We start from the raw sequence: 20,042 nt of genomic DNA on the forward strand, positions 1-20,042 counted from the left end.
CACAAAGGAGACGTAATGATGAAATCCCCCCTGTTCTGGAAAGTCAGCACCCTGCTGGGGTGCATCCTGCTGCTGTTAGTCCCGCTTTTTATGGTCAGTAACCTGATATCAGAGCGGGAGAGCTACCGCAACGATGTCGAAAATACGCTTCGCCAGAGTACCAGCGGACCGCAAAAGCTGGTCGGTCCGATGATTGCGATTCCGATGACGGAGATCTTTTACAAGATAGAGGACGAGAAGAAGGTCGAGTACAAGAAAAGCTATATGCACTTCATTCTGCCGGAATCTCTGGTAGTGGAAGGTAACCAGCGCGTGGAGTCCCGAAGTATTGGCATCTATGACGGGCAAATCTGGAACACTGACCTGAAGATCAAAGCGCAGTTTAATACCGACGAGCTGAAGCAGCTGAAAGGGGAAACGATCGCGACAGGGCAGCCGTTTATCGTGACGGGCGTTGGCGACGCGCGGGGCATTGGCACGGTCAGTATCTCTAAAATCAATGGTGAGACGCTAAGCGTGGAACCCGGTTCAGGCGTCTACGGGGCGCTTGCGGGGATCCACATCCCGCTGACCGACAAAGCGCTGGAAGCCAAAACGTTTACGCTTGAGATGTCCCTCAGTCTGGCGGGAACCGGCAGTTTTGCGGTGGTACCGGTAGGGCGTAATAGCGAAATGACGCTCACCAGCAACTGGCCGCATCCGGGTTTTATGGGCGATTATCTCCCTGTTAAGCATCAGATTGGCGAGTCTGGTTTCCAGGCGAACTGGCAGAGCAGCTGGTTTGCAAATAACCTTGAGAGCTGGTTCTACGACAAGGAGTCGCCGGAGTGGGAGGCGCTCCCGGCCTTTAGCGTCACGGTAGCCACGCCCGCCGATCAGTATCAGCTGACTGACCGTGCGATCAAGTACGCTATTTTGCTGATTGCGCTGACGTTTATGGCCTTCTTTGTCTTCGAAACCTTAACCGGATTACGCCTTCACCCGATGCAGTATCTGCTGGTGGGGCTGTCGCTGGTCCTGTTCTATCTGGTGCTGCTGGCGCTGTCTGAACACGTCGGGTTTACGCCAGCCTGGGTTGTTGCAAGCCTGGTGGGCGCAGCGATGAACGGAATGTACCTGCAGGCCGTGCTGAAAAGCTGGAAACGCAGTGGGCTGTTTGTACTAGCACTGCTCGGGCTGGATGTCGTGATGTGGTTCCTGCTGCGCTCGGAGGACAGCGCGCTGCTGTTGGGGTCAGCGGTTCTCGCGCTGGCGCTGTTCGCCGTGATGTACCTGACTCGACATTTCGACTGGTACTCGCTCTCTCAGCCGAAGCGACCTGAGCCACCCGCAGAGCCTGATAACGACACGATGCGGATCTGGAAATAAAAAAACGGCGCAAATGCGCCGTTTTTTAATGCGTTAACTGCGGGATTATTCCTGCAGGTCACCGCAGAAACGGTACCCTTCGCCGTGGATCGTGGCGATGATTTCCGGCGTATCTGGCGTAGATTCGAAGTGCTTACGAATACGACGGATGGTCACGTCTACGGTACGGTCGTGCGGTTTCAGCTCACGGCCGGTCATTTTCTTCAGCAGCTCTGCACGGGACTGAATTTTGCCCGGGTTTTCGCAGAAGTGCAGCATCGCGCGGAATTCACTGCGCGGCAGTTTATACTGCTCACCGTTCGGGCTAATCAGTGAACGGCTATTGATATCAAGTTCCCAGCCGTTGAATTTGTAGCTATCTACGCTACGACGCTCTTCGCTGACCGTACCCAGGTTCATGGTGCGGGACAGCAGGTTGCGTGCACGAATGGTTAACTCGCGAGGATTGAACGGCTTGGTGATGTAGTCATCCGCACCGATTTCCAGGCCAAGAATTTTATCAACTTCGTTATCACGGCCCGTCAGGAACATTAACGCGACGTTCGCCTGCTCGCGCAGTTCGCGCGCCAGTAGAAGACCGTTTTTGCCCGGCAGGTTAATATCCATGATCACCAGGTTGATATCATTTTCAGAAAGGATCTGATGCATCTCTGCGCCATCGGTCGCTTCAAAGACATCGTAGCCTTCTGCTTCGAAAATGCTCTTTAACGTGTTGCGTGTTACCAACTCGTCTTCAACGATAAGAATGTGCGGGGTCTGCATGTTTGCTACCTAAATTGCCAACTAAATCGAAACAGGAAGTACAAAAGTCCCTGACCTGCCTGATGCATGTCGCAAATTAACATGATCGGCTTAACGTGACTAAAGTACGTAATTGCGTTCTTGATGCACTTTCCATCAACGTCAACAACATCATTAGCTTGGTCTTGGGTACTTTCCCTTTGGACCCGACAGTGTCAAAAACGGCTGTCATCCTAACCATTTTAACAGCAACATAACAGGCTAAGTGACACCAGACACCCAATAAAACTACGCTTCGTTGACATATATCAAGTTCAATTGTAGCACGTTAACAGTTTGATGAAATCATCGTAGCCGAATGCTAGCCTTTGTCACAATTTTTCAATAAACCAACTAGTTGCGGACATTGATTTATAAACGAAGCGAATCCAATCAGAATAGGGTATTCATGTTGCTATTATCATTATAAAACATAAGGATAATAGTGTTCTGTTAACATTCTAACTGATTGTTCAGACACAGAATAGTTTAGCGTTTTTAATTTGTTATGAAACGCTATTTCGGTGATTTGTGTTGCAATTTTGTAAATTCGCGCTGCGTAATATGTTGAAGTGCATCACATTTTTACCGGCTAACTGATTAAAAAGAGAGCATAAATGCATCTGTCGATTGTACTGGTTGCCCCAGCCAGAGCAGAAAATATAGGCGCAGCGGCGCGTGCTATGAAGACCATGGGTTTTACCGATTTGCGTATCGTGGACAGCACGGCGCACCTGGAGCCAGCCGCCCGTTGGGTGGCGCACGGATCGGGGGATATTCTAGATAATATAACCACTTACGCTACGCTTGCCGACGCGCTGCATGATATTTCGTTTACCGTCGCAACCACGGCGCGCAGCCGGGCGAAGTTTCACTACTATGCCACGCCAGCGGAGCTGGTGCCGATGCTGAGCGAGAAAAGCCAGTGGCTGGAGAAAGCGGCGCTGGTGTTTGGGCGTGAAGATTCTGGGCTGACCAATGAAGAGCTGGAACTGGCGGATGTGCTGACAGGCGCGCCGATGGTTGCAGATTACCCTTCTCTCAATTTAGGCCAGGCGGTGATGGTCTATTGCTATCAATTAGCATCCTTAATACAAATTCCGCAGTCGCCTGTTACAGGTACCGATGAAAACCAGCTGGCTGCACTTCGCGCGCGCGTGGGAAACCTGCTCATGCAGCTGGGTGTGGCTGACGATCAAAAAATGGTCGACTGGTTACAGCAGCGTTTGGGCCGTCTTGAGCAACGCGACACGGCAATGCTGCACCGTTTGCTGCACGATATTGAAAAAAAATTGGCCGAGTAAAGTGCTGTCATACATTTTTATTATGGTGTAATCATCTGATGCTAAGGGTTGCTTTTGGGGTATTCGGATGAAAATAAATCCGACGGCAGCGGGACGTGAGAGTCTCCCGAATTGTGATCAAATTAAAAATTCGTTGACTTAAGGTGCCCGATCCTTTAACCCTAAAAGAATACAGCACAGACAGATAATAATGACAGAGTACACAACATCCATGAAACGCATCAGCATCACCACCATTACCACAACCATCATCATTACCACAGGTAACGATGCGGGCTGACGCGTACAGGAAAAACAAAAAAAAGCCCGCACCTAGACAGTGCGGGCTTTTTTTTCGGCTAAAGGAAACGAGGTAGAACCATGCGAGTGTTGAAGTTCGGCGGTACATCAGTGGCAAATGCAGAACGTTTTCTGCGTGTTGCCGATATCCTGGAAAGCAACGCCAGGCAGGGGCAGGTTGCGACCGTGCTCTCTGCCCCGGCAAAAATCACGAACCATCTGGTGGCGATGATTGAAAAAACCATCGGTGGCCAGGATGCACTCCCGAACATCAGCGACGCAGAGCGTATCTTCGCTGACCTGCTGCAAGGGCTGGCAGAGGCGCTGCCTGGCTTCCCGCACGCTCAGCTGAAGTCTTTTGTTGAGCAGGAATTTGCGCAAATCAAACACGTCCTGCACGGCATCAGTCTTCTCGGCCAGTGTCCGGACAGCATCAACGCGGCGCTGATTTGTCGCGGTGAAAAACTTTCTATCGCCATCATGGCCGGCGTGCTGGAAGCGCGTGGCCATAGCGTGACCGTGATCGATCCCGTTGAAAAACTGCTGGCGGTGGGCCACTACCTCGAATCCACCGTTGATATTGCCGAATCAACCCGCCGTATCGCCGCCAGCAAAATTCCCGCTGACCATATGATCCTGATGGCTGGCTTCACCGCCGGTAATGAGAAGGGCGAGCTGGTGGTGCTGGGCCGTAACGGCTCCGACTATTCCGCCGCCGTGCTGGCCGCCTGTTTACGCGCGGACTGTTGTGAGATCTGGACTGACGTCGACGGCGTTTATACCTGCGACCCTCGCCAGGTACCGGACGCCAGGCTGCTGAAGTCGATGTCGTACCAGGAAGCAATGGAGCTTTCCTACTTCGGCGCCAAAGTGCTTCACCCGCGTACCATCTCCCCGATTGCCCAGTTCCAGATCCCTTGCCTGATTAAAAATACCGGTAACCCGCAGGCGCCGGGTACGCTGATTGGCGCGAGCACCGATGAGGACGGTCTGCCGGTGAAAGGCATCTCCAACCTCAACAACATGGCGATGTTCAGCGTCTCCGGTCCGGGGATGAAAGGGATGGTCGGCATGGCGGCGCGCGTGTTTGCTGCCATGTCCCGCAACGGTATCTCTGTTGTGCTGATCACCCAGTCCTCTTCCGAATACAGCATCAGCTTCTGCGTGCCGCAGGCCGACTGCCTGCGCGCCCGTCGCGCGCTGGAGGAAGAGTTCTACCTGGAGCTGAAAGAAGAGCTGCTGGAGCCGCTCTCCATTCAGGAGCGTCTGGCGATCATCTCCGTGGTGGGCGACGGTATGCGTACCCTGCGCGGTATCTCCGCCAAGTTCTTTGCCGCACTGGCGCGCGCCAATATCAATATCGTGGCGATTGCCCAGGGCTCGTCTGAGCGTTCAATTTCTGTTGTCGTGGACAACGATGACGCGACCACCGGCGTACGCGTGGTTCACCAGATGCTGTTCAATACCGACCAGGTTATCGAGCTGTTCCTGATTGGCGTCGGCGGCGTCGGCGGCGCGCTGCTGGAGCAGGTTAAGCGTCAGCAGGAATGGCTGAAGAAGAAACACATCGACCTGCGCGTCTGCGGGATCGCGAATTCCAAAGCGCTGCTGACCAACGTCCACGGCCTGAACCTGGAAAACTGGCAGGCCGAGATGAAGGAGGCGAAAGAGCCGTTCAACCTGGGCCGCCTGATCCGTCTGGTAAAAGAGTATCACCTGCTTAACCCGGTCATCGTCGACTGTACCTCGAACCAGGCGGTGGCCGATCAGTACGCGGACTTCCTGCGCGAAGGTTTCCACGTGGTGACGCCGAACAAAAAGGCCAACACCTCGTCGATGGATTACTATCACCAGCTGCGTCTGGCGGCGAGCAAGTCGCGTCGCAAGTTCCTGTACGACACCAACGTTGGGGCAGGCCTGCCGGTTATCGAGAACCTGCAGAACCTGCTTAACGCGGGCGACGAACTGCAGCGTTTCTCCGGTATTCTCTCCGGCTCGCTGTCGTTTATCTTCGGCAAGCTGGATGAGGGGATGAGCCTCTCGGAAGCCACCCGCGCCGCGCGCGAGCTGGGCTATACCGAGCCGGATCCGCGTGATGACCTTTCCGGTATGGACGTGGCGCGCAAGCTGCTGATCCTCGCCCGCGAAACGGGCCGCGAGCTTGAGCTTTCGGATATCGTGATTGAGCCTGTCCTGCCGGCAGAATTTGACAGCAGCGGTGATGTCGCTGCCTTTATGGCCAGTTTGCCGCAGCTTGACGACGCGTTTGCCGCGCGCGTTGCAAAAGCCCGTGATGAAGGTAAGGTATTGCGCTATGTTGGCAACATTGAAGAAGATGGCGTGTGCCGGGTGAAGATTGCCGAAGTGGATGGCAACGACCCGCTGTACAAAGTCAAAAACGGCGAAAACGCCCTCGCGTTTTACAGCCACTATTATCAGCCACTGCCGCTGGTGCTTCGCGGCTATGGCGCAGGGAACGATGTTACGGCGGCGGGTGTGTTTGCCGATCTGCTGCGTACCCTGTCATGGAAGTTAGGAGTTTAACATGGTCAAAGTTTATGCCCCGGCTTCCAGCGCGAATATGAGCGTCGGATTTGACGTGCTGGGTGCGGCGGTGACGCCGGTGGATGGTTCGCTGCTGGGCGATACGGTTACGGTGGAAGCGGCAGACAGCTTCAGCCTGAACAACGTGGGCCGCAACGCCTGCAAACTGCCGTCTGAGCCGCGCGAAAATATCGTCTATCAGTGCTGGGAACGCTTCTGTCAGGAGATCGGCAAAAACGTGCCGGTCGCCATGACGCTGGAAAAAAGTATGCCGATCGGCTCGGGCCTGGGCTCCAGCGCCTGCTCGGTGGTCGCCGCGCTGGTGGCGATGAACGAGCACTGCGGCAAGCCGCTGAACAACAACCGCCTGCTGGGGCTGATGGGCGAGCTGGAAGGGCGCATCTCCGGCAGCATTCACTATGACAACGTGGCGCCGTGCTTCCTCGGCGGCATGCAGCTGATGATCGAAGAAAATGGCATCATCAGCCAGCAGGTGCCAGGGTTTGATGAGTGGCTGTGGGTGCTGGCCTATCCGGGTATCAAGGTTTCAACCGCGGAAGCGCGTGCGATCCTGCCCGCGCAGTATCGTCGTCAGGACTGTATTGCCCACGGGCGTCATCTGGCGGGCTTTATCCACGCCTGCTACACCCGCCAGCCGCAGCTGGCGGCCAAACTGATGAAGGACGTCATTGCCGAGCCGTACCGCACGAAGCTGCTGCCCGGCTTTAACGAGGCGCGACAGGCATCGATGGATATCGGCGCGCAGGCGTGCGGCATCTCCGGCTCCGGGCCGACGCTGTTCGCCCTGTGCGACAAGCCTGATACCGCGCAGCGCGTGGCGGACTGGCTCTCTAAACACTACCTGCAAAATCAGGAAGGCTTTGTTCATATTTGCCGTCTGGACACGGCTGGCGCACGAGTACTGGGATAATCAATGAAACTCTATAACCTTAAAGATCATAACGAGCAGGTCAGCTTCGCGCAGGCGGTCACTCAGGGACTGGGCAAAAACCAAGGGCTGTTCTTCCCGCATGACCTGCCGGAATTCCACCTGACCGACATCGACGAACTGTTGAAGCAGGACTTTGTCACCCGCAGCACTAAAATTCTTTCGGCGTTTATCGGCGACGAAATCCCGCAGGAGCTGCTGGAAGAGCGCGTGCGTGCGGCGTTCGCTTTCCCGGCACCGGTGAAGCAGGTGGAGCCTGACGTTGGCTGCCTGGAGCTGTTCCACGGCCCGACCCTGGCGTTCAAAGACTTCGGCGGCCGCTTTATGGCGCAGATGCTGACCCACATCAGCGGCGACAAGCCGGTGACCATCCTGACCGCGACCTCCGGGGATACCGGTGCGGCGGTGGCGCACGCGTTCTACGGCCTGAAAAACGTCCGCGTGGTGATCCTCTATCCGAAAGGCAAAATCAGCCCGCTGCAGGAAAAACTGTTCTGTACGCTCGGCGGCAACATTGAAACCGTGGCAATTGACGGTGATTTCGATGCCTGTCAGGCGCTGGTCAAGCAGGCCTTCGACGACGAAGAGCTGAAGGTGGCTCTGGGTCTGAACTCTGCCAACTCTATCAACATCAGCCGTCTGCTGGCGCAGATCTGCTACTACTTCGAAGCGGTGGCGCAGCTGCCGCAGGAAGCGCGTAACCAGCTGGTGATCTCCGTGCCGAGCGGTAACTTTGGTGACCTGACGGCTGGCCTGCTGGCGAAATCCCTGGGGCTGCCGGTGAAACGCTTTATCGCCGCCACCAACGCTAACGACACCGTGCCGCGCTTCCTGAAAGACGGGAAGTGGGCGCCGAACGCCACGCAGGCAACGCTCTCTAACGCCATGGACGTGAGCCAGCCGAACAACTGGCCGCGCGTGGAAGAGCTGTTCCGCCGTAAGATCTGGCGTCTGGGCGATCTGGGCTACGCCGCGGTGACGGATGAAACCACCAAAGCGACCATGCGCGAGCTGAAGGCGGTGGGGTATACCTCTGAACCGCATGCGGCGATTGCTTACCGCGCGCTGCGCGACCAGCTTAACCCGGGTGAATATGGCCTGTTCCTGGGCACCGCGCATCCGGCTAAGTTTAAAGAGAGCGTGGAAGCGATCCTGGGCGAAACGCTGCCGCTGCCGAAAGAGCTGGCCGAGCGTGCCGATCTGCCGCTGCTGTCACATGAGCTGCCGGCAGACTTTGCCGCGCTGCGTAAGCTGATGATGACCCGAGCATAATTTTTGTCGGGTGCGGCTACGCCTTACCCGACCTACAACGGCTCAGAAAGTAGGCCGGGTAAGGCGAAGCCGCCACCCGGCTTTTTTGTGAAGAAATTAAGGAGAAAAATAGCAGGGAAAAAGCAGAAATTCCCAATAAATGCGGTCACTTAGCGTTTAGGATTGCAGAGAATAACATCCCCCGTTCCCCTCGCGTACTCTCCTTACATCGGCCCACGTTGGGCAAAGATAATAAGGAGTCACCGATGTCTACACTGAAACCTGTGCTGATTGCGCTTTCACTGATGCTGGTCGCTCCCATGGCGGTACAGGCATCCGAAATCACCCTTGTGCCTGCGGTCAAACTGCAGATTGGCGACCAGGATAATAACGGGCACTACTGGGACGGCGGCCGCTGGCGCGACCACGACTGGTGGAAGGCGCATTATGACTGGCGTGATAACCACTGGCGTCCGCATGATGAGCATCGTAAACATGACGATCGCCATGACGACCATCACCACGATGACCACCGCGACGATCGCGGCCCTGACTGGAAACACCATTAATGCAAAACCCCGCCAGCTGGCGGGGTTTGTTTTTACTGCTCGTGGCGCTTAAACACCAGCTCGCCTTTCCCTGACGACGCCTCGTCAAAGAAATAGCCTTCGCTGTTGAAGGCGGTCAACTGCTCCGGCTTCGTCAGACGGTTCTGGATGATGTAGCGGCTCATCAGGCCACGCGCTTTCTTGGCGTAGAAGCTGATCACCTTGAACTTACCGTTCTTCTCGTCGAGGAACACCGGTTTGATAATCTCCGCGTCCAGCTTTTTCGGCTTCACCGACTTGTAGTATTCATCGGATGCCAGGTTAATCACCACGTTATCGCCCTGAGCGCGCAGTGCCGCGTTCAGCTTATCGGTGATGATATCGCCCCAGAAATGGTACAGATCTTTGCCTTTGGCATTCTCCAGACGAATCCCCATCTCCAGACGATAGGGCTGCATCAGATCCAGCGGGCGCAGTACGCCGTACAGACCCGACAGCATGCGCAGATGCTGCTGGGCAAAATCGAAATCGGCTTCGCTAAAATCTTCCGCCTGCAGGCCGGTATAGACATCGCCTTTAAACGCCAGAATCGCCTGGCGAGCGTTAGAGGGGGTGAAATCCGGGTGCCACTCGTGAAAGCGGGTCGCGTTCAGATCGGCCAGCTTGTCGCTGATGCTCATCAGCGAGGCGATTTGCGGTGCAGAGAGCTTGCGCGCTTCGCGGATCAGCTGTTGCGAGTAGTCCAGCAGTTCAGGCTGAGTATAGCGCTCGGTGGCGAGTGGGCTCTGGTAGTCGAGCGTTTTTGCAGGTGAAATCAGAATCAGCATATCCAGTCCTTGCAGGAAATTTAGAGCGACTTTAGCAAAAAATCGCCCCGAATTGATCGATAGCTGTTATTGCCGCGGCAAATCATCCCACGTGCCGGGGGCAAGCTGCGCCTTAATATCGGGATAGCGGGCGGGATCAAATACCGGCGGAACACCCAGTTTGCGCTGACGAAGATAGTCTCTGGCAATCAGGGTCACCACGGGCGAGAGCAGCAGGATTGCCGTGAGGTTAGTGATCGCCATCAGCGCCATAATGATATCGGCCAGCTGCCAGACCAGCGGCATACTGAGCAGGGAGCCTGCTATCACCATCAGGACGACTCCGAGACGCAGGGTTCCGATTGCAGCGCGGGAGTCGAGCTTCAGGAAAATAAGGTTATTTTCGGCGTAGAGGTAATTCACCACTATTGAGCTGAAGGCAAACAAGATCAGGATGAGCGAGACAAACCCTGCACCCCAGCCGCCGGTCAGGTTCACCAGCGCCTGCTGGAGAAGCTGTATCCCGGCGGTTCCTGAGGAATGTGGGACGGGGCCTGCCAGCAGCAAAATCATGGCGCTGGCGGAACAGATGATAATGGTATCGGTAAAGACGCCAATCATCTGCACAATGCCTTGTGCGGCCGGGTGCGGCGGCCAGGAAGAGGCGGCGGCGGCCGCGTTGGGGGTTGACCCCATACCGGCTTCATTGGAGAACATGCCTCGCTGAAAGCCCGCCATCAGCGCCTGGCTGAAGGTGTAGCCCAGCGCCCCGGAGGCCACTTCGCGCCAGCCAAAGGCGCTTTTGACGATGGTCGCAATCACGCCCGGCACCTGGTCGAGATGCAGTGCGGCAACGAACAGGCTCGCGGCAACCCAGAGCAGCGCCATAATGGGCACCAGCCACTGCATCAGGCGGGCGATGCCCTTAAGACCGGCAGAAATGGTGAGCAGAACGACAAGGGCTAAAGCAATACCGGCGACCCACTCCGGGCAGGAGAAGGCGTAGCTCAGGGCATTGGCGACAGAATTTGCCTGGACGGTATTAAAAATGAGGCCGTACGCGAGCAGCAAAAAAACCGAGAACAGGACGCCCATCCAGCGCATCCCCAGGCCACGCGCCATGTACCAGGCAGGACCACCGCGAAACTGGCCGTGTTTATCTTTCTCTTTATAGAGTTGTGCAAGCGAACTTTCGGCAAAGGAGGTGGCCATTCCGAGAAGCGCCGTCACCCACATCCAGAAGACCGCGCCTGGCCCACCGGCGCTGATGGCCAGCGCAACGCCCGCCAGATTGCCGCTGCCGAGACGTGCCGCCAGGCTGGTACAGAGCGCCTGGAACGACGTTAATCCACCCGGCTGGGGCGTAACGCTGTTTTTCAGACTTCTGCCAAACTTGCGAATATAGCGAAACTGGATAAACCCACTGCGTAGCGTAAACCAAATACCTGCTCCCAGAAGCAGGTAAATCATTATCGAACCCCAGAGGACTTCGTTAATAAAGAAAAAGAAATCAGGCATTAACGTCCCTCTTGTTGATGCCAATGTGAATATGTAAGCGCTACCACTGATTGGGCATGCTGTTGCTTAGCAGCCTGTTAATCTTCCGAGTTTACCATACTCTGCCTAAGCGCACTGTCTGCGGTTGCGCTACCCCTCCGTCGTGTTATCATCAGGGCAGACCGGTTACATCCCCCTAACAAGTAAACCTGTCATTTTTCCGCTGCAGGCATGCTGTCGGTAGCGTGAATTATCCAGGGCACGTTAAAAGAGAAACACTATCATGACGGATAAATTGACCTCCCTTCGTCAGTTCACCACTGTCGTAGCTGACACCGGAGATATCGCGGCAATGAAGCTGTACCAGCCGCAGGATGCCACAACCAACCCTTCTCTGATCCTTAACGCCGCACAGATCCCTGAGTATCGCAAACTGATTGACGACGCAGTGACCTGGGCGAAAGCACAGAGCAACGACCGCGCGCAGCAGGTTGTGGATGCCACCGACAAACTGGCAGTGAACATCGGTCTGGAAATCCTGAAACTGGTTCCTGGCCGTATCTCTACCGAAGTGGATGCGCGTCTCTCCTACGACACTGAAGCGTCTATCGCCAAAGCGAAACGTCTGATCAAAATGTACAACGACGCGGGCATCAGCAACGACCGTATCCTGATCAAACTGGCTTCTACCTGGCAGGGTATTCGCGCGGCAGAGCAGCTGGAAAAAGACGGTATCAACTGTAACCTGACCCTGCTGTTCTCCTTCGCTCAGGCGCGTGCATGTGCAGAAGCAGGCGTATACCTGATTTCTCCGTTCGTGGGCCGTATTCTGGACTGGTACAAAGCCAACACCGATAAGAAAGAGTACGCACCGGCTGAAGATCCAGGCGTGGTTTCTGTTACTGAAATCTACGAATACTACAAACAGCACGGCTATGAGACCGTGGTTATGGGCGCAAGCTTCCGTAACGTCGGTGAAATCATCGAGCTGGCTGGCTGTGACCGCCTGACCATCGCGCCTGCACTGCTGAAAGAGCTGGCTGAAAGCGAAGGTACCCTGGAGCGTAAACTGTCCTACACCGGTGAAGTGAAAGCACGCCCAGAGCGCATCACTGAATCCGAGTTCCTGTGGCAGCACAACCAGGATCCAATGGCGGTAGACAAACTGGCGGACGGTATCCGTAAGTTTGCTGTTGACCAGGGCAAACTGGAAAAAATGATCGGCGACCTGCTGTAATCATTCTGCGTGACCGGGCTTCCGGTCACGCGTCTTACCCCCGCCTCTGTCTGAATTTCCTCTCTGCGTGTATCATTCCCTTTAATCAGTACTTTTTGAATGGAATGGATATGAATACCTTACGCATCGGCTTAGTGTCGATTTCTGACCGCGCCTCCAGCGGTGTTTACCAGGATAAAGGCATCCCCGCTCTGGAAGAGTGGTTGGGCAGCGCGCTGACCACCCCCTTTGACATTCAGACCCGCCTGATCCCTGACGAACAGCCGATCATCGAGCAGACGCTTTGCGAACTGGTGGATGAGATGAGCTGCCACCTTGTTCTGACGACGGGCGGAACCGGCCCCGCGCGCCGCGACGTGACGCCGGACGCGACGCTGGCGATTGCCGATCGTGAAATGCCTGGCTTCGGCGAACAGATGCGCCAGATCAGTCTACACTTTGTTCCGACGGCCATTCTTTCCCGCCAGGTGGGGGTGATCCGCAAGCAGGCGTTGATCCTGAACCTGCCGGGCCAGCCGAAGTCGATTAAAGAGACGCTGGAAGGGCTGAAAGCAGAAGATGGCAGCGTCCTCGTTCATGGCATCTTTGCAAGTGTACCGTATTGTATACAGCTGCTTGACGGTCCCTATGTGGAAACCGATGAGAAAGTGGTAGCAGCTTTTCGCCCGAAAAACGCACGTCGCGAAACAATCTCCTGAAATTAACCAATATGTGACATTAGCTGAAGCGGCGATAGCGTGGTGAAGCTTTTACGGTATAGTAATTTTTTCTTTACGAATGCTGTAAAAATAAATCCACAACACACGCACAATGGTTCGCTATGTCACATAACACCCGACCTCTGAATCGACAGGACTACAAAACCCTCACGCTCGCGGCCTTAGGCGGCGCGCTGGAGTTTTACGACTTTATCATCTTCGTCTTCTTCGCCGCCGTGGTGGGAGAACTCTTCTTCCCGGCGGATATCCCGGAATGGCTGCGTCAGGTGCAAACCTTCGGCATATTTGCCGCCGGGTATCTGGCGCGTCCGCTGGGCGGCATTATCATGGCCCACTTTGGCGATCTGGTCGGGCGCAAGAAGATGTTTACCCTTAGCATCCTGCTGATGGCCGTGCCGACGCTGGCCATTGGTTTGCTACCTACCTATGCCTCGATGGGCATTCTCGCGCCGTTGCTGCTGTTGCTGATGCGCGTCCTGCAGGGGGCGGCGATTGGCGGTGAAGTGCCGGGCGCGTGGGTGTTTGTCGCGGAACATGTTCCCGTGCGCCGCATTGGTATCGCCTGCGGAACCTTAACGGCGGGGCTGACGGTCGGGATCCTGCTCGGCTCGGTGGTCGCAACAATTGTGAATACCAGCATGACGCAGCAGGCCGTGCACGACTGGGGCTGGCGTATTCCGTTCCTGCTGGGTGGGGCGTTTGGTCTGGTCGCGATGTACCTGCGCCGCTGGCTGCAGGAGACGCCGATTTTCCTCGAGATGCAGCAGCGCAAAGCGCTGGCGCAGGAGCTGCCGGTGAAGGCGGTTGTGGTACGCCATAAAAAAGCGGTGGTGGTATCGATGCTGCTGACCTGGCTGCTCTCGGCGGGCATTGTGGTGGTGATATTGATGTCTCCGGTCTGGCTGCAAAAGCAGTACGGCTTCGCCCCTGCCGTGACGCTACAGGCGAACAGTATCGCGACAATCATGCTCTGCTTTGGCTGTCTGGCCGCCGGGCTGGCGGCGGATCGTTTTGGTGCCAGCGTTACCTTTATCATCGGTAGCCTGCTACTGGCCGCATCAAGCTGGGCGTTTTACCATCTGGCGGGCAGCCATCCTGAACAGCTGTTCCTGCTGTACGGCGTGGTAGGGCTGTGCGTGGGCGTAGTGGGGGCTGTGCCTTACGTCATGGTGCGAGCATTCCCACCGGAAGTTCGTTTCACCGGGATCTCGTTCTCTTACAACGTGTCGTATGCCATTTTCGGCGGGCTGACGCCGATTGCGGTCACCGTGCTGATGGGCGTGTCTCCCCTGGCTCCGGCCTGGTACGTGCTGGCGCTGTCGGTGATGGGGCTGGTATTAGGATTTTGGCTTCGTCAGGCGGGGGAATGTCGTGCCCGCGAGGCGGGCACGACAGAGGGATCAGTGTTTTTCACCAATCGGTAAAACGGTGCGGTCAAACTGCTCGTTCAGCACTTCACCCATTGCCAGGTAGATAGCGCTTGCGCCGCAAACCAGACCAATCCAGCCTGCAACATGAACGATGCCTTCGTTATCCACCAGGTGACCAATCGCCAGCAGGGCGAACAGGACGGTCAGGCTCAGGAAGACGAACTGCAGCATGCGGTTACCTTTCAGGGTACCGAAGAACATGAACAGGGTGAAGATGCCCCACAGGCCCAGGTAAACGCCCAGGAAGTGGGCGTTTGCCGCGTCTGCCATGCCCATTTTAGGCAGCAGCAGAATGGCAACCAGAGTCAGCCAGAAAGAACCGTAAGAGGTGAATGCGGTTAAGCCGAAGGTATTGCCTTTCTTATATTCCAGCAGGCCCGCGAAGATTTGCGCGATACCGCCGTAAAAAATGCCCATCGCCAGGATGATGCCATCCATCGGGAACATCCCGATATTGTGCAGGTTCAGCAGGATAGTGGTCATGCCAAAACCCATCAGGCCCAGCGGAGCCGGATTAGCCAACTTAGTGTTGCCCATAAGTCCTCAAAAAAATCATCATTAATATGGTGAAATGGTTAAACCCGCGTCAGTTCTCCCTGACTGGGCGCGGCATCATAATGGGCGCAATCGATGGCGTCTATGATCTCATCAGGGTGAAATTAAAATTTTTTTTATCATTCCCCCTTGATGGATGCCGTCGCGACCCCATCTTGTAGTCAACCGCAGTGTGTGGACCTGAAAAAAATCAAATCTGGGCAGTTGAAAAAGCACGTTCTGCCCTTATTACAGGTACACAACCACATGTTGACTGAATTTTTAGTGGAGACGTTTAGATGGGTAAAATTATTGGTATCGACCTGGGTACTACCAACTCTTGTGTAGCGATTATGGATGGCACTACTGCACGCGTGCTGGAGAACGCCGAGGGCGATCGCACCACGCCTTCTATCATTGCTTATACCCAGGATGGTGAAACTCTGGTTGGTCAGCCGGCTAAACGTCAGGCAGTGACAAACCCGCAAAACACCCTGTTTGCGATTAAACGCCTGATCGGTCGCCGCTTCCAGGACGAAGAAGTTCAGCGTGACGTTTCCATCATGCCTTACAAAATCATCGCGGCAGATAACGGCGATGCATGGCTTGATGTGAAAGGCGCTAAAACTGCACCACCGCAGATTTCTGCTGAAGTGCTGAAGAAAATGAAGAAAACCGCTGAAGATTACCTGGGTGAGCCGGTAACTGAAGCTGTTATTACCGTACCTGCCTACTTCAACGATGCTCAGCGTCAGGCAACCAAAGATGCTGGCCGTATCGCAGGTCTGGAAGTAAAACGTATCATCAACGAACCAACCGCGGCTGCACTGGCTTACGGTCTGGATAAAGAAGTTGGCAACCGCACTATCGCGGTTTACGACCTGGGTGGTGGTACCTTCGATATCTCTATTATCGAAATCGACGAAGTTGACGGCGAAAAAACCTTCGAAGTTCTGGCAACCAACGGTGATACCCACCTGGGTGGTGAAGACTTCGATACCCGTCTGATCAACTACCTCGTTGACGAGTTTAAGAAAGATCAGGGCATTGACCTGCGTAACGACCCGCTGGCGATGCAGCGCCTGAAAGAAGCCGCTGAGAAAGCGAAGATCGAGCTGTCTTCCGCTCAGCAGACCGACGTGAACCTGCCGTACATCACTGCAGACGCGACCGGTCCTAAACACATGAACATCAAAGTGACCCGTGCGAAACTGGAAAGCCTGGTAGAAGACCTGGTGAACCGTTCTATCGAGCCGCTGAAAGTTGCTCTGCAGGATGCGGGCCTGTCCGTATCCGATATCCAGGACGTTATCCTGGTCGGTGGTCAGACCCGTATGCCAATGGTTCAGAAGAAAGTGGCTGAGTTCTTTGGTAAAGAGCCACGTAAAGACGTTAACCCGGACGAAGCAGTTGCAATCGGTGCTGCGGTTCAGGGTGGCGTACTGACCGGTGAAGTTAAAGACGTACTGCTGCTGGACGTTACCCCGCTGTCTCTGGGTATCGAAACCATGGGCGGTGTGATGACTGCGCTCATCAACAAAAACACCACCATCCCGACGAAACACAGCCAGGTGTTCTCTACCGCTGAAGACAACCAGTCTGCGGTAACCATCCATGTGATTCAGGGTGAGCGTAAGCGTGCGGCGGATAACAAATCTCTGGGTCAGTTCAACCTGGACGGTATTAACCCGGCACCGCGCGGCATGCCGCAGATCGAAGTGACCTTCGACATCGATGCTGACGGTATCCTGCACGTGTCTGCGAAAGACAAAAACAGCGGTAAAGAGCAGAAGATCACCATCAAGGCATCTTCTGGCCTGAACGAAGCGGAAATCGAAAAAATGGTTCGCGATGCCGAAGCTAACGCGGAATCCGACCGTAAGTTCGAAGAGCTGGTTCAGACCCGTAACCAGGGTGACCATCTGCTGCACAGCACCCGTAAGCAGGTTGAAGAAGCAGGCGATAAACTGCCAGCGGAAGACAAGACTGCTATCGAAGCTGCACTGAGTGCGCTGGAATCCTCACTGAAAGGTGAAGACAAAGCGGACATCGAAGCGAAGATGCAGGAACTGGCGCAGGCTTCTCAGAAGCTGATGGAAATCGCTCAGCAGCAGCACGCTCAACAGCAGGCGGGCGCTGACGCTTCAGCGAACAACGCGAAAGACGACGACGTTGTCGACGCTGAGTTCGAAGAAGTTAAAGATAAAAAATAATCGCCCTGATGCAGGGTAATTAATCGGCACGGGCGTAGGAGAACTCTCCACGCCCGTGCTCGCATGTTAAGGGGCTTAAAAAAACCAATGGCAAAGCAAGACTATTACGAGATTTTAGGCGTTCCGAAAACTGCGGAAGAGCGTGAAATCAAAAAGGCGTATAAGCGCCTGGCCATGAAATTCCACCCGGACCGTAACCAGGGGGATAAAGAGGCTGAAGCCAAATTTAAAGAGATCAAAGAAGCCTACGAAGTCCTGACCGATGCACAAAAACGTGCGGCCTATGACCAGTACGGCCACGCAGCCTTTGAACAGGGCGGCATGGGCGGCGGTGGATTCGGTGGCGGCGGCTTTGGCGGCGGCGCTGACTTCAGCGATATCTTTGGCGATGTGTTTGGCGACATCTTCGGCGGTGGCCGTGGTCGTCAGCGCGCGGCGCGCGGCGCGGACCTGCGCTACAACATGGAGCTGACGCTGGAAGAGGCCGTCCGCGGTGTCACCAAAGAGATCCGTATTCCGACGCTGGAAGAGTGTGACGTTTGCCACGGCAGCGGCGCGAAAGCAGGTACACAGCCTCAGACCTGTCCAACCTGTCACGGCTCTGGTCAGGTACAGATGCGTCAGGGCTTCTTCGCGGTACAGCAGGCCTGTCCGCACTGTCACGGTCGCGGTACGCTGATTAAAGATCCGTGCACCAAATGCCACGGCCACGGTCGCGTTGAGAAAACCAAGACCCTCTCCGTTAAAATCCCGGCCGGCGTCGATACGGGCGACCGCATTCGTCTGGCGGGTGAAGGTGAAGCAGGTGAACACGGTGCACCGGCAGGCGATCTGTACGTTCAGGTGCAGGTGAAGCAGCACGCCATCTTCGAGCGCGAAGGTAATAACCTGTACTGCGAAGTGCCGATCAACTTCGCGATGGCGGCACTCGGTGGTGAAATCGAAGTACCGACGCTGGATGGTCGCGTGAACCTGAAAGTGCCAGGCGAAACCCAGACCGGTAAGCTGTTCCGCATGCGCGGGAAAGGCGTTAAGTCCGTTCGCGGTGGTGCGCAGGGCGACCTGCTGTGCCGCGTCGTCGTTGAAACGCCGGTTGGCCTGAACGACAAGCAGAAACAGCTGCTGAAAGAGTTGCAGGAGAGCTTTGGTGGCCCGACGGGTGAGAAAAACAGCCCGCGTTCCAAAAGCTTCTTCGATGGCGTCAAAAAATTCTTCGATGATTTGACCCGTTAATCTGTTCTCAGATTTTCATCCGCAAAAGCCCGGAAGCGATTCCGGGCTTTTTCTATTTACGGGTATTACTCGGTAAAACTGAATCTATACTCAATATTAATCTGTTTTTGCCGAGTTGTTTGGCTTGGTATTATGGTTTTATCGAGGTATTGTTGTAACAGAGAGAATTAAAGTGAAATTACTACACCGTTTTTTTAGCAGTGAGGCGTCCGGCGGCGTCATCCTGATTATTGCCGCTGCGGCCGCGATGGTGCTGGCTAACCTTGGCATCACGCAGGAACTCTACCATGCATTTCTGGAAACGCCCGTTGAGCTGAAGGTCGGGGCGCTCGAAATTAACAAGAACATGCTGCTGTGGATTAACGATGCGCTGATGGCGGTGTTCTTCCTGCTCGTCGGGCTTGAGGTTAAGCGTGAGCTGGTACTGGGCTCGCTTGCCAGCCGCCAGCGCGCGGCGTTTCCGGTGATTGCTGCGCTCGGCGGGATGGTGGTACCGGCGCTGCTCTTCCTGGCGTTCACCTGGCAGGATCCGATTGCACGTCACGGCTGGGCGATCCCGGCTGCGACGGATATCGCCTTTGCGCTCGGGGTGCTGGCGTTGCTGGGAAGCCGCGTGCCGGTGGCCCTGAAAATCTTCCTGATGGCGCTGGCGATCATCGATGACCTGGGTGCCATTGTGATTATCGCACTGTTCTACACCAGCGATCTGTCGATCCTGTCCCTGAGCGTGGCCGCCGGGGCGATTGCGGTGCTGGCGCTGCTGAACATCTTCAATGTTCGCCGTATCGGTATATACATCCTCGTGGGGATGGTGCTATGGACGGCGGTGCTGAAATCAGGCGTGCACGCCACGCTGGCGGGCGTGATCGTCGGCTTCTTCGTACCGCTGAAGCCGCAGGACGGCAAGTCGCCTGCCAAACAGCTGGAGCATGTGCTGCACCCGTGGGTCGCCTTTATGATCCTGCCGCTGTTTGCGTTTGCCAACGCCGGTGTGTCGCTGGGTGGCGTGACGCTGGACGGGCTAACGTCCGTGCTGCCGCTGGGCATTATTGCCGGGCTGTTTATCGGCAAGCCGCTGGGTATTAGCCTCTTCTGCTGGGTGGCGACGAAGCTGAAGCTGGCCTCTTTGCCGCACGGCACCACCTTTAAGCAGATTATGGCCGTCGGCGTGCTGTGTGGCATCGGGTTTACGATGTCGATCTTTATCTCGACGCTGGCGTTTGGTGCGCATGCGCCTGAGCTTATCGTCTGGGCGAAACTCGGCATCCTCATCGGGTCATTACTGGCCGCGGTAATCGGTTATACCTTGTTGAAGGTGAAATTGTCCGGACAGGCCGTCCAGGCATAACG

The 20,042-nt window shown here is 55.6% G+C and carries 18 protein-coding genes and 1 other annotated feature; of the genes, 14 read left to right on the forward strand and 4 right to left on the reverse strand.

Features of this window, described 5'->3' with window-relative positions:
* The first annotated feature begins 15 nt into the window (after positions 1–15).
* Complete coding sequence (gene creD, locus AC0TN7_RS11245; RefSeq protein WP_148769070.1) at positions 16–1,368, forward strand: cell envelope integrity protein CreD; 1,353 nt, start codon at positions 16–18, stop codon at positions 1,366–1,368.
* A 45-nt stretch (positions 1,369–1,413) separates the two neighbouring features.
* Here the strand turns inward: creD and arcA are convergent, their stop codons facing one another.
* Positions 1,414–2,130: a two-component system response regulator ArcA gene (arcA, locus tag AC0TN7_RS11250; protein ID WP_003856501.1), complete on the reverse strand. Its 717-nt coding sequence runs from the start codon at positions 2,128–2,130 to the stop codon at positions 1,414–1,416.
* A gap of 95 nt (positions 2,131–2,225) precedes the next feature.
* Between arcA and yjjY the strand changes: the two genes are divergently transcribed.
* From yjjY to AC0TN7_RS11285, 7 genes are all read left to right on the forward strand, one after another.
* A complete protein-coding gene (gene yjjY, locus AC0TN7_RS11255) occupies positions 2,226–2,366 on the forward strand; it encodes a YjjY family protein (RefSeq protein WP_085928893.1) in 141 nt (46 codons plus the stop codon).
* Positions 2,367–2,765: 399 nt separating this feature from the next.
* A complete protein-coding gene (locus AC0TN7_RS11260) occupies positions 2,766–3,452 on the forward strand; it encodes a tRNA/rRNA methyltransferase (RefSeq protein WP_157188588.1) in 687 nt (228 codons plus the stop codon).
* A gap of 211 nt (positions 3,453–3,663) precedes the next feature.
* A complete protein-coding gene (gene thrL, locus AC0TN7_RS11265) occupies positions 3,664–3,732 on the forward strand; it encodes a thr operon leader peptide (protein ID WP_015572623.1) in 69 nt (22 codons plus the stop codon).
* Positions 3,671–3,788, forward strand: a sequence feature (Thr leader region). Its footprint overlaps the gene before it by 62 nt.
* A 24-nt stretch (positions 3,789–3,812) precedes the next feature.
* Positions 3,813–6,275 carry a bifunctional aspartate kinase/homoserine dehydrogenase I gene (thrA, locus tag AC0TN7_RS11270; protein WP_248165966.1) on the forward strand — a complete coding sequence of 821 codons (2,463 nt, stop codon included), beginning with the start codon at positions 3,813–3,815 and terminating at the stop codon, positions 6,273–6,275.
* 1 nt (position 6,276) lies between these two features.
* Positions 6,277–7,206, forward strand: coding sequence for a homoserine kinase (gene thrB, locus AC0TN7_RS11275; protein ID WP_024907413.1), 930 nt, complete (start codon positions 6,277–6,279; stop codon positions 7,204–7,206).
* A 3-nt stretch (positions 7,207–7,209) separates the two neighbouring features.
* Positions 7,210–8,496, forward strand: a complete 1,287-nt coding sequence (gene thrC, locus AC0TN7_RS11280; RefSeq protein ID WP_024907414.1) for a threonine synthase — start codon at positions 7,210–7,212, stop codon at positions 8,494–8,496.
* Between the two features lie 245 nt (positions 8,497–8,741).
* Positions 8,742–9,044 carry a DUF2502 domain-containing protein gene (locus AC0TN7_RS11285; RefSeq protein WP_045327616.1) on the forward strand — a complete coding sequence of 101 codons (303 nt, stop codon included), beginning with the start codon at positions 8,742–8,744 and terminating at the stop codon, positions 9,042–9,044.
* A 32-nt stretch (positions 9,045–9,076) separates the two neighbouring features.
* Here the strand turns inward: AC0TN7_RS11285 and yaaA are convergent, their stop codons facing one another.
* Both yaaA and AC0TN7_RS11295 read right to left on the reverse strand, forming a co-directional pair.
* A complete protein-coding gene (gene yaaA / locus AC0TN7_RS11290) occupies positions 9,077–9,850 on the reverse strand; it encodes a peroxide stress protein YaaA (protein ID WP_061715988.1) in 774 nt (257 codons plus the stop codon).
* A gap of 66 nt (positions 9,851–9,916) precedes the next feature.
* A complete protein-coding gene (locus tag AC0TN7_RS11295) occupies positions 9,917–11,347 on the reverse strand; it encodes an amino acid carrier protein (protein ID WP_061715987.1) in 1,431 nt (476 codons plus the stop codon).
* 262 nt (positions 11,348–11,609) lie between these two features.
* On the opposite strand from AC0TN7_RS11295, the gene tal reads away from it, so the two are divergent.
* The 3 genes from tal (at position 11,610) to AC0TN7_RS11310 (ending at position 14,706) form a co-directional block, all read left to right on the forward strand.
* On the forward strand, positions 11,610–12,563 hold the full coding sequence (tal, locus tag AC0TN7_RS11300; RefSeq protein ID WP_023334458.1) for a transaldolase: 954 nt from the start codon (positions 11,610–11,612) through the stop codon (positions 12,561–12,563).
* Between the two features lie 110 nt (positions 12,564–12,673).
* Positions 12,674–13,261 carry a molybdopterin adenylyltransferase gene (gene mog / locus AC0TN7_RS11305; protein ID WP_023310343.1) on the forward strand — a complete coding sequence of 196 codons (588 nt, stop codon included), beginning with the start codon at positions 12,674–12,676 and terminating at the stop codon, positions 13,259–13,261.
* A gap of 122 nt (positions 13,262–13,383) precedes the next feature.
* Entirely contained in the window at positions 13,384–14,706 is a 1,323-nt protein-coding gene (locus tag AC0TN7_RS11310; RefSeq protein WP_024907420.1) for an MFS transporter, read from the forward strand.
* On the opposite strand, the gene satP is transcribed toward AC0TN7_RS11310, so the two are convergent.
* A complete protein-coding gene (gene satP / locus AC0TN7_RS11315) occupies positions 14,683–15,249 on the reverse strand; it encodes an acetate uptake transporter (protein ID WP_032649862.1) in 567 nt (188 codons plus the stop codon). The genes AC0TN7_RS11310 and satP overlap by 24 nt on opposite strands.
* Before the next feature lie 296 nt (positions 15,250–15,545).
* On the opposite strand from satP, the gene dnaK reads away from it, so the two are divergent.
* The 3 genes from dnaK to nhaA all read left to right on the forward strand — a co-directional run bounded on the left by dnaK (position 15,546) and on the right by nhaA (position 20,040).
* Positions 15,546–17,459 (forward strand): molecular chaperone DnaK, encoded by a 1,914-nt coding sequence (gene dnaK, locus AC0TN7_RS11320; RefSeq protein ID WP_024907421.1) that lies wholly within the window; start codon positions 15,546–15,548, stop codon positions 17,457–17,459.
* Positions 17,460–17,546: 87 nt separating this feature from the next.
* The gene (dnaJ, locus tag AC0TN7_RS11325; protein ID WP_023310347.1) at positions 17,547–18,692 is read left to right on the forward strand and encodes a molecular chaperone DnaJ; all 1,146 of its coding nucleotides are present in this window, start codon (positions 17,547–17,549) and stop codon (positions 18,690–18,692) included.
* A 172-nt stretch (positions 18,693–18,864) separates the two neighbouring features.
* Positions 18,865–20,040, forward strand: coding sequence for a Na+/H+ antiporter NhaA (gene nhaA / locus AC0TN7_RS11330; RefSeq protein WP_024907422.1), 1,176 nt, complete (start codon positions 18,865–18,867; stop codon positions 20,038–20,040).
* Positions 20,041–20,042: the final 2 nt, after the last annotated feature.

This window comes from Enterobacter sp. PL_is511 (genome assembly GCF_055816065.1).

What these genes read in the sequence shown, in the direction of transcription:
- creD (WP_148769070.1), top strand. Translation starts at nt 16, where the DNA reads ATGATGAAATCCCCCCTGTTCTGGAAAGTCAGCACCCTGCTGGGGTGC.
- arcA (WP_003856501.1), bottom strand. Translation starts at nt 2,130, where the DNA reads ATGCAGACCCCGCACATTCTTATCGTTGAAGACGAGTTGGTAACACGC.
- AC0TN7_RS11260 (WP_157188588.1), top strand. Translation starts at nt 2,766, where the DNA reads ATGCATCTGTCGATTGTACTGGTTGCCCCAGCCAGAGCAGAAAATATA.
- thrA (WP_248165966.1), top strand. Translation starts at nt 3,813, where the DNA reads ATGCGAGTGTTGAAGTTCGGCGGTACATCAGTGGCAAATGCAGAACGT.
- thrB (WP_024907413.1), top strand. Translation starts at nt 6,277, where the DNA reads ATGGTCAAAGTTTATGCCCCGGCTTCCAGCGCGAATATGAGCGTCGGA.
- thrC (WP_024907414.1), top strand. Translation starts at nt 7,210, where the DNA reads ATGAAACTCTATAACCTTAAAGATCATAACGAGCAGGTCAGCTTCGCG.
- AC0TN7_RS11285 (WP_045327616.1), top strand. Translation starts at nt 8,742, where the DNA reads ATGTCTACACTGAAACCTGTGCTGATTGCGCTTTCACTGATGCTGGTC.
- yaaA (WP_061715988.1), bottom strand. Translation starts at nt 9,850, where the DNA reads ATGCTGATTCTGATTTCACCTGCAAAAACGCTCGACTACCAGAGCCCA.
- AC0TN7_RS11295 (WP_061715987.1), bottom strand. Translation starts at nt 11,347, where the DNA reads ATGCCTGATTTCTTTTTCTTTATTAACGAAGTCCTCTGGGGTTCGATA.
- tal (WP_023334458.1), top strand. Translation starts at nt 11,610, where the DNA reads ATGACGGATAAATTGACCTCCCTTCGTCAGTTCACCACTGTCGTAGCT.
- mog (WP_023310343.1), top strand. Translation starts at nt 12,674, where the DNA reads ATGAATACCTTACGCATCGGCTTAGTGTCGATTTCTGACCGCGCCTCC.
- AC0TN7_RS11310 (WP_024907420.1), top strand. Translation starts at nt 13,384, where the DNA reads ATGTCACATAACACCCGACCTCTGAATCGACAGGACTACAAAACCCTC.
- satP (WP_032649862.1), bottom strand. Translation starts at nt 15,249, where the DNA reads ATGGGCAACACTAAGTTGGCTAATCCGGCTCCGCTGGGCCTGATGGGT.
- dnaK (WP_024907421.1), top strand. Translation starts at nt 15,546, where the DNA reads ATGGGTAAAATTATTGGTATCGACCTGGGTACTACCAACTCTTGTGTA.
- dnaJ (WP_023310347.1), top strand. Translation starts at nt 17,547, where the DNA reads ATGGCAAAGCAAGACTATTACGAGATTTTAGGCGTTCCGAAAACTGCG.